We start from the raw sequence: 12,483 nt of genomic DNA, 5'->3' as shown, positions 1-12,483 counted from the left end.
TATAGGGTAAGATACGATATCGTATCCATAAATACATATATGATACGAATTCGTATCCTAACAAGAGGCAGCTAGGAGAAAATTTGTGGTTCAAGATGAAATAGATCTTACCGAGAAACAAATATTAAGGCGTGGCGAGATACTAGGAAGTGCCACGAAGTTATTTCTCAATGAAGGGTATGGGCGCACCACAATGGATAATGTGCTCGCTTTAGTCGGGGGATCGAAACGTACACTTTATAAGTACTTTCCTAATAAAGAGGCACTTTTTACAGCGATTATAGAGCAGGTTTCGGATCGTGTATTGTCTGCATTTACGCCGCCACTTTGCGAAGGTATCTTTAGGGAAACTCTCATAGGCATGGGGGCGCGTTATCTGCAAGTGATGACTTCTGCGGAATGTATTTCACTATACCGTGCAATGGTTGCAGAAGCCCCTCATTTCCCGGATCTAGCGGATAACTTCCTTCAGAACGGACCATGCCGTGCCAGCCAGCATCTCGCAGAATATCTTCGTTCACATGCAAAAAATAATAGATTGAGAATTACCGATCCGGATCTTTGTGCAGCCCAGTTTATGGGCGCTGTAAGAGGAAACGTGCATTTTCATGCTGTTTTTAATGGACGAGTTCCAACAAAAAAAGAAACCCAGATGATTTCAGAAGCAGCAGTCGAGACTCTACTTAATGGTTGGAGCAAATAAATAATCTTTCGGCGATGAGCATCTATGGCCGTGAAATGTTCGAAGCCTGCTACAAAATGGCCGCCCTGATCCAAGGCGGCCTCGACCTGACCCCGATCATTACCCGCCACTTTGGCATCGACGACTTCCAACAAGGCTTCGACATCATGCGTTCCCGCAATTCCGGTAAGGTGATACTGGATTGGGGGGAGGGTTGAGGGTTTGGCTTTTTGAAGCTCAGACACGACATACTTGATGTTAGTGCTACCAAGTAGTACCATTTTCATTCCACAGTTTCAGCGCGCGTGTTGAGGCTGATGAAGGAGGATATCATGACGGTTAAATCTTCAATCTCCCTGACGGATCAACAGGCAGCTTTCGCTCGGTCGTTGGTTGATAAGGGGCGTCATAGCAGTGTAAGCGCGGTGGTTCAGCAAGGTTTGGACTTGCTACAGCAAAAAACCGAAGCAGAAGAAAGCGATCAGGAAGCGCTGCGTTTGTTGCTGCGTCAGCGACAGGAAGGGAGTTTTATTTCATCTACAGAAATGAAATCTCGCCTCTCAACATTGCTGGATGAAAAGCGTCGCTCTCATGACGTGGCGGATTGAATTTTCGGCTGACGCCGAGCAGGATTTCTCTCTGATCTTCGATCATCTTTTTGAAAGCTATAAAAACCTCGGATCAGAGCCCAAGAGTGCCTTCGACTACGCGGAAAAAAGGTTGGCTGAAATTATGACAACAGCCGAAAGCTTGTGCGATGCACCCTATCGTGGAACACTTCATAATGACCTTTTACCCGGCTTACGACATGTCACCATCAATCAGGCAATTTTCTGGTTCAATCCAGATGAAGTGCAAAAAATTGTAAGGATATTCGCGGTATTCTACGGTGGACAGGATCATATCCGGCATATGTTAGTGCGGTTGTTATAGGTGTTATTTAGTCCCAACCTCTTCGTATGTCTGTTCTTTTACATTTGGGGCATTGTATTGGAGATGTAGGCTAGTTTCGTCTTCTAGCTTCATATTGTTCGTCCTGATCCATTGCTTCTGCTTCAAATCGTGCTCCGCAATTCAAGCAACGAAATCGAACGTTCTCAGTCATAATCTATTCCTGCTTTTTTTATAAAACTCGTCCATAATAATTCTGCGGCTGATTCTGGCGATAGTTCAGTGTTTGTTATTTGGTGATCAAATATTGATGGCTTGAGGAATAAGTCATATTCAGTGGTATCTATACTGAAATAACCATTGGCTGAACCCTCTGGTGCATTTTCTGTGTAGGAAAAATAAATGTCACCAACTGCTAAAAAAGTCCCTCCTTGATGCACGGTCAAATGAGAGGCTAGACCGTTTCGTTCTTTGTTAATAACTGTACACCCAAAACTAGAAGAACTTGCCATAGAAAAATGGCCTCGGATACCTTCGACGTGATCAATTTCAGCAATGGCTTTTTCAAAGTAATTTTTAATAACGATAAAAGAATGATCTCTAAATTTTGTTTTATCTATTTCATCAAAGCTACGAGTAACTCTATATTTACGTGTTTGAGAGTTATTGGTGATGGTATTCCGATTTATTTCTGGAGTTTGTGTTTTCTTTATAGGCTCTTGAGCTAGAGATCTTAACTCTTTTGTAATGTCCAAAAAGGCCGTATTTGGGTTTATCCAATCACTTACAGGGATGCCATCGCGAGGAAGAGCCTTAAGAGCTCTTAAAGGAGAAGTAAGCCAGTCACATGGCTCTATAATTATTGGAATTACTCTTGCTTTCCCTGTTTGATGTTTCTCTAAAGCGACATGCATTTCTTTATTATAACAGTAATCAGATGCAAGAAAATCTGGGCTTATGAGTAATAAAAATAGTTCACTATTATTTAGCTTATTAGAGATTTCATTGTCTAAGTCACTACCTGCAAGAATATCTCTATCATACCAAGTTTCAATAATTTTATCTCTTTTAAGAGGAGCTAGGTGAGTATGTAATCTCTCAAGAACAGAAGCGTCCTTGTGAGAATAAGATATGAATGTTTTCAAGTCGGTATTGCCTTAGAGCATATTTATTTCGATAGGGAACTCATTAGGTTTAGTTTAGTGTTCTCATACCATTATTGCGAGTAATAATGTATGTTTAAACTGATTTATCTATATTTATATTCCAAAATCATCATTACAGATTATAAAATACCTGTTATCTATTCCCCTATGTCACAAATAAATTCTGACTCAGGGCAGGCATATGGATAATCTTTCGGCGATGGGCATCTTTGTGAAGGTGGTGAACGAGGGCAGCTTTTCGGCGGCTGCGCGGGCGGCTTCTTTGACGCCTTCTGCTGTGAGCAAGCAGGTCGGGCGGTTGGAAGATCGCCTTGGGGCGCGGCTTTTTAATCGCACGACCCGCCACCTTTCTCTGACCGAGGTTGGTAAAGGCTTTTATGAGCGTTGCTGTCAGATTTTGGTCGACGTGGAAGAGGCCGAAGATGCGGTGGCAAACCTGCATGCCGCGCCGCGTGGAACCTTGAAAATCAATGTGCCCGTGGCTTTCGGGCGTCTGTGGATTACTGAACTTATTCCCGAATTTATGACCCTCTATCCGGAAATGAAACTGGATCTGAATTTGCAAGATCGCTTTGTGGATCTGCTTAGCGAGGGCTATGACCTAGCTGTGCGTATCGGGGATCTGGAAGATTCCAGTCTGATCGCGCGCAAGCTGGCGGCAAACCGTCGTGTGGTCTGTGCCTCGCCGGATTACCTCAAAAAACACGGTGCGCCAAAGCACCCGAAAGATCTGGAAAGTCATGATTGTCTGATCTATGCTTCGCGCGCCTTTCGCAATGACTGGCGTTTTGAAGGGCCGGACGGGGAAGAGCTGGTCCATGTCAGTGGCGCAGTGGAAACCAACAACCCCGAAGTCATTATGGATCTGACCTGTAAGAACATGGGCATTAGCTTGCTCCCCCTCTGGCTGGTTGGCCCGGCCATCCGCAAAGCCCATATCGTCGAAGTCCTGCCCGACTACCACGTCCCCGACAGCGCCATCTACGCCATCTACCCCCCGGGCCGCCACCTGTCTCCTAAAGTCCGCGTCTTTGTGGACTTCATGGTGGAAAAATTCAACCTACCCGAAAACCATTTTATCTAGGAGACATTGTCTCCTTTTTTGCTTGAGTGGGTTGAAATTACAGTGTTTAGGTAACAAACTGGTTACCTCCAAATCAAACCTTTGATTTGGCAAGCGTGACAGAAACTATAAGTGGGCGCCCGAGCTTATGCGAGGACAAGCATGCGCGGCGTCTGAGCGCAATACGTCTCTTAAAGGACGGTACAAAACCAGATTGACCCCCCTCAATCTGGCAAGTCCGACCGGACGCCCGCAGCAAAGCGAGGACCAGCATGCGCGGTGTCTGAGCGCAATACGCTTTCTTGAGAAGCGGTACAAAAAAACAAAAGGAATTCTCAGCCCGATGGATACTTTCAGTGTTCTTTCCACCATTGCTCTTGTGAATATCATGGGCTGGCTATCGCCGGGGCCAAACATGTTTGCCGTGATGAGTGCATCGCTCAGTCAGGGGCGGCGGAATGGTGTGTTAACGGGGTTGGGCATTTCGCTGGCGAGTTTTATCTGGGCAATCCTGGCTGTTCTGGGTGTGATTGCCCTGTTTGACCTCTTCCCCCAAGTGGTGCTTGGTCTCCGGCTGATGGGGGCGGGGTATTTGCTCTGGTTGGGTTTCAAGGCTTTTAGAAGCGTTTTCACTATGTCCAATGGGGATATGTCTTTGTATCATTCTGATGACTCTGGTTTTAAAGCCTTCCGGTCCGGCTTTATAATCTGCGCGACAAACCCCAAGGCGGCATTATTCTTTGGCTCTGTTTTAACGGCTTTTGTACCCGCCGATGCTTCGAATGAATTATTGATAGAAATCCTTGCTGTTTGTCTTGTTTTTGGTGTGTCGGGCCATACGATTACCGCGACAGTTTTTTCTACGGATTTTGTTGTTCAGAAATTTGTGGCTGCGCGGCGACAGATTACAGGTGTCTTTGGCGCAACCTTTACCTTGCTCGGCGTTGGCGCAGCCTACGATGCGATAAGGCGGTTTTAATGAAACTCATATGAGAATGGAATAGGCACCAACCAAATCAAATTCTTGATTTGGCAAGTCCGGCCGGACGCCCGCAGCGGAGCGAGGACCAGCATGCGCGGCGCTTGAGCGCAATACGCTTTCTTGAGAAGCGGTACAAATCCCTTAGTGGCGTTTGAACGATTTTAAAAGGTCTTTTAATGAAATTTCCCACAAACACGGCACTTGTTATTATTGATGTGCAGCGGGCTATTGATGAAGCTTTCTGGTCTCAGCATGGGCCGAGAAACAATCCGGGTGCGGAAGAAAACATGGCGGCTGTGTTGAAGCACTGGCGCGATACCAAGCGCCCTGTTTTTCATATCCGGCACGATAGTGTGCACGCTGATTCTACTTACGCGCCGGGGGTAGAAACTCATGGTTTTAAGCTCGAGGTTATGCCCCGATCTGATGAAACAGTGATTGGTAAAGCTGCTAATTCTGCTTTTATCGGCACAGGGTTGGAGCAAATGCTCCGGGATCAGGGGGTTGATACCCTTGTGATGATGGGCGTGATTACCAACAATTCTGTGGAAGCAACGGTGCGTCATGCTGGTAATCTCGGTTTTAGCACTTATCTGATAGAAGACGCCTGTTTTACCTTTGCCTTTCCCGACTACAGCGGCACCCTGCGATCAGCGCAGGAGGTCCATGATATGTCACTTGCCAACATGGATGGTGAGTACTGTCAGGTCATCAAGGCAGCACAGGTATTGGACGCTTAGACACAGATCTTTGCTGTAAAAAGACAATAATATGGGGGAGCTATGAAAAACTATCTGATTAAAAAACATGAAATCGAACAGATGCAGGGCACGGAGAAAGAGCATTTTCTCAACCCCAATGCGATACGCACCAACAAATCCCTTGGTGATCTGACAGGCCTGACGGGTCTTGGCTTTCATATCATAGCGGTCGAACCGGGCCGGGAGACAACGGAATACCACGTACACTACCACGAAGATGAATGTGTCTATGTTCTGTCCGGCACAGCTACGGCCTATATTGGTGATGAAGAATATCAGATTAATGAAGGTGATTTTATCGGCTACCGTGCTGGTGGTGAGGCCCACGGGATCACGAATACAGGCACTGAAACCCTGAAATGCATCGTTGTGGGCCAACGGCTTGCCTTTGACATGGCTGATTATCCGCACAAGGATAAACGGATTTTCCGGGAAGACGGCAAACCATGGCAGCTGGTGGACAAAGAAAACATCGAAACCCCCACTGGCTCTGTCGGTAAAAAATAAAGATTTTATTTTTACCGTCTCTTGAAGAAGACGTATTCTCGTTCAAGTGCCACTAATGCTGGTCCTCACTTCGTTCCGGGCGTCCACTTGAACTTACCAAATTGTGGAAAGCAATTTGGTGTTAGCTCTAACCAGATCCTATTTAGGATCTGGCAAGTCCGACCGGACGCCCGAGTTAATACGAGGACAAGCATGCGCGGCGGTTGAGCGCAATACGTCCTCTTGAGGGACGGTAACATTACTTCAGGGGAGGTTAGTATTTCACGCGCAGAACGACTTTTGAGCTTGATAGAGGAATTCAGACGCCATCGCCGTCCCGTTTCGGGGAATGATCTGGCGCAAGCATTGGGCATATCAATCCGGACGCTCTATCGGGATATCGCGTCCCTGCGGGCGCTGGGGGCAGGCATCGAAGGGGAACCCGGTGTTGGCTATGTTCTGCGTCCGGGTTTCCTTTTGCCGCCGGTGATGTTCACGGCAGAAGAAGTGGATGCATTGGTTCTCGGGTCACTCTGGGTGGCGGATAAGGCCGAAGCGCCGTTGGCTGAAGCAGCCCGAAAAGCGATGGCAAGATTGACAGCGGTTATGCCGATCGAACTTGTTGATCGCGTTGAAGCTCAATATGCCGTTGTGGGGCAAGGCGAACCACCTCATCAAGAGACAATTGATATGACGGTGGTGAGGCAGACAATCCAAAACGAACGGAAGCTGCTTGTTCACTATCGCGATGGCGCGGGTAAAAGTTCCGAGCGCGTTATATGGCCGTTCTTTTTGATTTACTTTAATGGGGGACGCCTTATTTCGGCGTGGTGCGAGTTAAGGGACGATATACGGCATTTTCGCACAGATCGCATTGAAAGCCTTTGTGAAATACCAACACGATATCCTCGTCGTCGTCACGATCTTATAAAGCTTTGGCGTGAAGCTGAATCGTGTGAAAATTCCCCAAAGTGACTACTGCCATTTTCTGACATGTGTGCGGGTTAGTGTTCTTCCATAACCAGAGGAACACACATGAAACCAATAGCCTTTCAAAGATTATTTTGCCTTGCAGTTTTTCTGCTCGGCACACAGTCAACCCACGCTCAATCGCAAGATAGTCAGGAAAATAAAATTATGGAACAGAATCAGATTCACACCGTAATCGAAACAAATAACGCGGCTGTTGCTGCAGGTGATATAGAAGGTGTGCTCGCTACCTTTGAGCCAGACGGTGTTTTGGTTGGGGAGCCCGGAATCACCGCCAAGGGCACACCAGCGTTACGAGAAGCTTTCAAGCAGTTCATAGCCATAAATCCCAAGATTACGATTACCGGTCATGAGATTATTCAGGCTGATGATATTGCTATTCACTCCTCAACCTGGAAGATGTCAGGACTGGCACCAGATGGCTCGCCCATTGAACAAAGCGGATTTTCTGTTGTGGTGCTGCGTAAACAACCTGATGGTAGGTGGTTGATGGTGATAGACAATCCCTTTGCAAATCACCTTTTGCCTAAAAATTAACGCTTAGAACTTTATTTCGTTCAAGCGTCACTGAGGCTGGTCCTCACTTCGTTCCGGGCGTGCGGTCGCACTTGCCAGATCCTTTTTATGATCTGGTTAGAGCCAACACCAAATTGTTTTCCGCAATTTGGCAAGTCCAAGTGGACGCCCGAGTTAATACGAGGACAAGCATGCGCGGCGTTTGAGCGCAATACATCCTCTTGAGGGGCGGTAATAAATCTAAATTATTTTCTAATGGCGGGAATAAAACGCGCTCTGCGTTGTAACCCTGACAGGACAAGGATTTCCAATGTCCTGTCAGGGTTATTTATTTTTACCGTAAAAGGAATAGTCGGGTTATGTATTACCGTCACACTTTCAAGGCATCATCACTTGCGAAAAACGGCCTGTCAAAAGGCACGGTTTTAAGCACATTGCTTTTGGTTGGCGCCCTTGGAATTTCAGGAACAGCGCAGGCAGGGGGCAGTCTTTTCCAGAAGTTAAAGAACAATCTGGAAAATGAAGCCACTGAAGAAGCTACCAAAGTACTTGAGGCGGGGAAAAAAGAAGTGATAACGGGTGTAACCCAAACTGGGGCACCTAAAAAAAGCGGAGCTCAGACAACCACGTCATCTTCGACAGAGGTCGCGGCGGCAGGGCAAACACCAAAGTTAGGTACACCATCTTCAGATTTGGTCGCTATGACCAAATGCGCTGCTTTAAAGCCGGAAAAGATTACGATTGGAACATTGGGGGACTATACGTTTCAACAGGGCTTTAGCAATGAAAAGCGGTCGGGCTTGATCAATCGCCGCACAGAGGCTTTGAGCAATGGGTGTATTCTACCGTCGCTTAATTCTCGCGAGATTGCCTATATGGAAGTTGACGAAAAAAAGCTTGATGCCTTGGGCAGTTCCAATGATTGGGAAATGCAGTGCATTAAATCCGGCAATCCGGGCGCAGGTGTTGTCGGGGCGAGCGAGCCAAAAACCGAATACCCCTACACAGTGAACGTGCTAAGCGGCAAAGACATGATGCTACATTGTGGCAACTCTGAAAATGTTGCGGAATGTGCTGAAGGCAGTAACAGCAGTCGTAGTTCTGCCTGGAAGAAAAATCTGGATGCACGCGGTAAAACCATGCTGAGTGTCTTGGCAAACACCAGTACATTGGCCCCGGCACAGGGTGAAAAGCTTTACTGCCAATATTACAACAAAAAATCCGGTAACAGTCTTTTTGCTTTTGAATATCTAAGACTGCAAAACTAAAGTTGATTTTCAGATGATGTGATAAATAAGAAAAGGGGTTCGGATATTTTGTTATCCGGGCCTCTTTTTTTGTTCTGTTTACTTGCTGATCGTGACACCAATCATCTTTAACCCGGCAAAGATCAGGGCTGCCCCGGCAAATTTATTCAGAGCGCTGGCAAACCATGCTTTAATTCCACCTTTAATGCCGCTGCGGGTAATCCGTTCACCCATATAGGCATAGGCGCTATATATTGGTATTTGAAGGGCATAGGTTGTTGCCCCCATGATCAGGATTTGCGGTGCGATTGGACGCTCAAGATCAATAAATTGCGGTAGAATTGCTGTGAAGAACAGCATGGCTTTGGGGTTTGATACCATGATGAACAGGCCCTGCAGAAATAAAGCAGAGCGCGTTTTCTGTCCCTTTTCTGGGGTGATGTTTATAAGCGCCGACTTGCTGAATAACGCTTTGAGGCCGAGATAGAGCAGAAAAGCGACACCAATCCATTTAATGGTCGAAAAGACAAACGTGGATGTAAGTATAAGCGACGCAATACCGGTTGCTGACAGGGTGAAATAAATCATGCCACCAACGGCAATTCCCATAATGCCAAATATCGCGCGTGCCAACCCGTAACTTGCCCCTTGAGAGACAACCAGTATAGCAGACGGTCCCGGAGAGGAAATTACGATAGCCGTCGTGGTGGCAAAGAGAAGAAAGAGATGGAAGTCCATAAATGGAGCCTGTTGGAAAGTCGTCTGCGAATTAATAAGGTTCAGCTAACAGGATATAAGAGCAAACAGGCAAGCTTTTTCTTGTTATTTCGATTTCTCTTGTGTGCTGAGTGTTGCCTTGGGATTAGATTTTCCCGCATTTATAGCTGATAAAATCAATGCTTTTGCGGTCGATTCTTAAAAAAAATCATAAATAGTTATCTCATTGATATGTTTTGTTTTTGGAGAAAATATTTCCTTTTATCGAATAATAATTATTGTTTATCGATAAAAAAATATTGATTTTCAAAATTTGTCACAGTACTTATTCTCTCAGATACCGACATTTATGGAGATAAAAATGGATGGTTTAGAGAAACAGATCAGCCTTTTCAGTTATCGCATTCGTATGTGCCTTTTTGCGCTTCTGGGTGTGATCGTAATTGCTACGGTACTTGGTCTCACTTTGGATAAAGGGGCACTTTGGGTCGGCATAGAGGGCATCAATCTTGGCTTTGTTTCGGGCGAAGAGATTGTGCTTGATGAAGAAATGGATTTGCCAGAATTGCCCGATTATCTTTTCTACGGTGATATGGTTTTACTTGCTGTGACCGTGTTGTTTTACGGTCTGCTGATTTTCCAGTTGGAAAGGTTGTTTGCTGCGTATCAAAAAGGAGAGCTTTTTACGCCGATGAACGCAAGGCGCATTCGTAATGTCGGGCTATTGTTTTGTAGTGCGGCTTTGATCGGGTTTTTGGATAGTTTGAATCAGCTTTATCTGATGCAAGAAATCATGGGGATGTCGGCTGACGAAGGTTTCGAAGATGGTTGGGAAATCGTCAGCGAAGTACATCTGCCTATTCCTTTCCTGCTTGGTGGTTTGGCAATCATTCTTATCGCTCGGGTCATGGAAAAGGGTGCCTTGTTACAGGATGAAATGGATCATTTGATCTAAAGCGAACGCGAGGAAAAGCAAATGATCATTGTTAATTTAGATGTCGTGTTGGCTCAGCGGAAAATGCAACTAAGCCAGCTTGCGGAACAGATTGGTATTACCGTTCCCAACCTCTCAGTGCTCAAGTCTGGTCGGGCAAAGGCAATCCGCTTTTCTACACTGGATGCTATTTGCGAGGCACTGGATTGTCAGCCCGGCGATATTCTCGCCTTTGGAGAAAACAGCGACGATACGGAATAACGCTGAAAACAGCGAGAATATGAATAGAAGGAAATATAGAAATGAAATCAAGTATCAGTAATCATTCGATCTTTTTGATCGGGATAGTAGCAATTACTCTGTCGATGACTTTGATGGTCACAAAAGCTAACGCAAAACAAGTACAATGTCGCGAATATCAAACTAAGGTTCTTGTTGGCGGTAAGAAGGAAAATGCCTATGGAACGGCCTGTCTAAAGCCGGATGGCTCTTGGCAAATTCAAAAAGACGCAAAGGGAAATGCGCAACTGAAAACCGGCTATGCACGTCAAAGAACACAAGACACTCGCGTTATTGTTATGCCAGCTTCTGAAGTAGAGATGATGTACTACGATGATGCACTGATTGTTGTCGATGAGTACTGGTATGATGAACCGGAAATCTTCTATTACGACGAACCTGAAACTTACGTCTTTATCGACGACTACAGTGACGAAGAAGTTTATATCGTAGACGACGGCTATGATGACGTGATTATTCTGGACTAAGTGAATTTTAATCAAATTTATTAATGTCGTACTACTGAAAAGTTGTAACTCTTCAATAATACGACATTAAGCTTTTAAAGCTTCAGAAATTACTATTAGAAGCTAACAAGTACACCACTTTGAACAGAGGTGAATTCTTCGGCACCGCCTTCGTAATCACCTGCGATTGCGGAACCGTATACAGCGAGACCAGGGGCAACTTCGTATTGGATACCCGCAGAAACAGCTGTGCTTTCAAAATCATCACCTGATGAAGCAGTTACGTTTGTTGTTTCTGACCAAACACCAGCAACGGCAAATTGCCATGGACCTGTTGTGTAGTTGATGCCGGCATCAACAGTATTCTGGTCGTCATAAACGTCATCACCATCTTGATAGGTGTAACCCGCACCTACTGTAAAGCCTGCATAACCGACATTAAAACCGACACCTGCACCGAAGAACTGAGCATCATTCTGAGCAGTGCCTGTATCTCCGCTGTGATCAGACCAAACACTACTGGCTCCGATTTCAAGTGAAACATCATTGAAAGAACCAGAATAATTAAGCCCGGCTTCTACAGTTTGTTCAGCACGAGTGTCGACAACGCGATTGGCAACTTCTGCACCATCACTTGAATCCGGTGCATAGGAAACACCAGCTTTGAAACCATTAAAACTAGGTGTGTAATAAGTGATTTTGGTTGCATCAGAAGAATCGCTGATATCAGCAGCAGTTGCTGCAACTGATGCACTGCCTGTATCAAGTGATGAACCTGTTGCGTTATCAATCATGCCATAGATCAAACCAACGTCTTTACCACTTACGAGCAGACCGTCGTCAGCACCATCTTGATCGCCGAGTTCTACGCGACCGAAATCGCCTTCGAGCCAGATGTAGTTTTCATCAGTATTTTCAGTTGAGTCCTGATCTGTTTCCAACTGAATCTCGAGACCGTATCTTAGGCCGTTATCAGCGGTATTTGAGGCTGTCAGCTTGATTTCAGAGTTGGTGTTAAAATCATGCCCGTTATTTGTTCCCAACGTTTCGTTATCAGCATCAGTTGATGAGGCGTGGAATTGTGTGAATACAGACAGGTTGATTTTACCGTCTTCGGCTTGTGCGGTTGGGGCTAGAGCAACAGCGGTAACCAGTGCTGAGCTCGCCAGTAAAAGGGATTTCATTTTATTCTCCACATATATAAATAAGTACCAAACGGTACTTATTTATAAGTAAGAAAGCGTAATACAAGGGGTAGGCGTAAATTTTTTATTTATTCGTCAGTTCTCCGTCAGACTAGGT

At 45.7% G+C, this 12,483-nt stretch carries 17 protein-coding genes; 14 read left to right on the top strand and 3 right to left on the bottom strand.

Annotation, left to right across the window (positions count from 1 at the left end; translation table 11 throughout):
- Nucleotides 1-85: 85 nt before the first annotated feature.
- The 4 genes from WH96_RS10040 to WH96_RS10025 all read left to right on the top strand — a co-directional run bounded on the left by WH96_RS10040 (nt 86) and on the right by WH96_RS10025 (nt 1,615).
- Nucleotides 86-703: a TetR/AcrR family transcriptional regulator gene (locus WH96_RS10040; protein WP_047764017.1), complete on the top strand. Its 618-nt coding sequence runs from the start codon at nt 86-88 to the stop codon at nt 701-703.
- A gap of 14 nt (nt 704-717) precedes the next feature.
- On the top strand, nt 718-900 hold the full coding sequence (locus WH96_RS10035) for a hypothetical protein (protein WP_047764016.1): 183 nt from the start codon (nt 718-720) through the stop codon (nt 898-900).
- Nucleotides 901-1,014: 114 nt separating this feature from the next.
- Nucleotides 1,015-1,290 (top strand): ribbon-helix-helix domain-containing protein, encoded by a 276-nt coding sequence (locus tag WH96_RS10030; protein ID WP_047764015.1) that lies wholly within the window; start codon nt 1,015-1,017, stop codon nt 1,288-1,290.
- Nucleotides 1,274-1,615 carry a type II toxin-antitoxin system RelE/ParE family toxin gene (locus WH96_RS10025; RefSeq protein ID WP_047764014.1) on the top strand — a complete coding sequence of 114 codons (342 nt, stop codon included), beginning with the start codon at nt 1,274-1,276 and terminating at the stop codon, nt 1,613-1,615. Before WH96_RS10030 ends, WH96_RS10025 begins: the two co-directional genes overlap by 17 nt.
- A 164-nt stretch (nt 1,616-1,779) precedes the next feature.
- Here the strand turns inward: WH96_RS10025 and WH96_RS10020 are convergent, their stop codons facing one another.
- Nucleotides 1,780-2,718, bottom strand: a complete 939-nt coding sequence (locus WH96_RS10020) for a toll/interleukin-1 receptor domain-containing protein (protein WP_047764013.1) — start codon at nt 2,716-2,718, stop codon at nt 1,780-1,782.
- 202 nt (nt 2,719-2,920) lie between these two features.
- Here WH96_RS10020 and WH96_RS10015 point away from each other — a divergent pair, with 202 nt between their 5' ends.
- The 7 genes from WH96_RS10015 to WH96_RS09985 all read left to right on the top strand — a co-directional run bounded on the left by WH96_RS10015 (nt 2,921) and on the right by WH96_RS09985 (nt 8,805).
- The gene (locus WH96_RS10015) at nt 2,921-3,823 is read left to right on the top strand and encodes a LysR substrate-binding domain-containing protein (protein WP_047764012.1); all 903 of its coding nucleotides are present in this window, start codon (nt 2,921-2,923) and stop codon (nt 3,821-3,823) included.
- 127 nt (nt 3,824-3,950) lie between these two features.
- Entirely contained in the window at nt 3,951-4,781 is an 831-nt protein-coding gene (locus tag WH96_RS10010; RefSeq protein ID WP_053005824.1) for a LysE family translocator, read from the top strand.
- Between the two features lie 179 nt (nt 4,782-4,960).
- Complete coding sequence (locus WH96_RS10005; RefSeq protein ID WP_047764011.1) at nt 4,961-5,524, top strand: cysteine hydrolase family protein; 564 nt, start codon at nt 4,961-4,963, stop codon at nt 5,522-5,524.
- Nucleotides 5,525-5,566: 42 nt separating this feature from the next.
- Nucleotides 5,567-6,052, top strand: a complete 486-nt coding sequence (locus WH96_RS10000) for a cupin domain-containing protein (RefSeq protein WP_047764010.1) — start codon at nt 5,567-5,569, stop codon at nt 6,050-6,052.
- Nucleotides 6,053-6,331: 279 nt separating this feature from the next.
- Nucleotides 6,332-7,006, top strand: coding sequence for a helix-turn-helix transcriptional regulator (locus WH96_RS09995; RefSeq protein ID WP_204248168.1), 675 nt, complete (start codon nt 6,332-6,334; stop codon nt 7,004-7,006).
- A gap of 162 nt (nt 7,007-7,168) precedes the next feature.
- Nucleotides 7,169-7,558: a YybH family protein gene (locus WH96_RS09990; RefSeq protein WP_162200140.1), complete on the top strand. Its 390-nt coding sequence runs from the start codon at nt 7,169-7,171 to the stop codon at nt 7,556-7,558.
- A gap of 338 nt (nt 7,559-7,896) precedes the next feature.
- Nucleotides 7,897-8,805 (top strand): hypothetical protein, encoded by a 909-nt coding sequence (locus tag WH96_RS09985; RefSeq protein WP_047764008.1) that lies wholly within the window; start codon nt 7,897-7,899, stop codon nt 8,803-8,805.
- 78 nt (nt 8,806-8,883) lie between these two features.
- On the opposite strand, the gene WH96_RS09980 is transcribed toward WH96_RS09985, so the two are convergent.
- Nucleotides 8,884-9,522, bottom strand: coding sequence for a LysE family translocator (locus tag WH96_RS09980; protein ID WP_047764007.1), 639 nt, complete (start codon nt 9,520-9,522; stop codon nt 8,884-8,886).
- Nucleotides 9,523-9,862: 340 nt separating this feature from the next.
- On the opposite strand from WH96_RS09980, the gene WH96_RS09975 reads away from it, so the two are divergent.
- From WH96_RS09975 to WH96_RS09965, 3 genes are read left to right on the top strand one after another with little or no spacing between them, the layout of a single operon-like run.
- Nucleotides 9,863-10,456 (top strand): DUF2975 domain-containing protein, encoded by a 594-nt coding sequence (locus WH96_RS09975; RefSeq protein WP_047764006.1) that lies wholly within the window; start codon nt 9,863-9,865, stop codon nt 10,454-10,456.
- Between the two features lie 21 nt (nt 10,457-10,477).
- Nucleotides 10,478-10,696 carry a helix-turn-helix domain-containing protein gene (locus WH96_RS09970; RefSeq protein ID WP_047764005.1) on the top strand — a complete coding sequence of 73 codons (219 nt, stop codon included), beginning with the start codon at nt 10,478-10,480 and terminating at the stop codon, nt 10,694-10,696.
- Between the two features lie 41 nt (nt 10,697-10,737).
- Entirely contained in the window at nt 10,738-11,202 is a 465-nt protein-coding gene (locus WH96_RS09965; protein ID WP_047764004.1) for a hypothetical protein, read from the top strand.
- A 95-nt stretch (nt 11,203-11,297) separates the two neighbouring features.
- On the opposite strand, the gene WH96_RS09960 is transcribed toward WH96_RS09965, so the two are convergent.
- The gene (locus WH96_RS09960) at nt 11,298-12,365 is read right to left on the bottom strand and encodes a porin (RefSeq protein WP_047764003.1); all 1,068 of its coding nucleotides are present in this window, start codon (nt 12,363-12,365) and stop codon (nt 11,298-11,300) included.
- Nucleotides 12,366-12,483: the final 118 nt, after the last annotated feature.

Source organism: Kiloniella spongiae, from assembly GCF_001026905.1.
GTDB classification, from domain to species: Bacteria; Pseudomonadota; Alphaproteobacteria; order Kiloniellales; family Kiloniellaceae; genus Kiloniella; species Kiloniella spongiae.
Note: the sequence above shows the minus strand (reverse complement) of the source record. Positions and strands in the feature narration are given on the sequence as shown.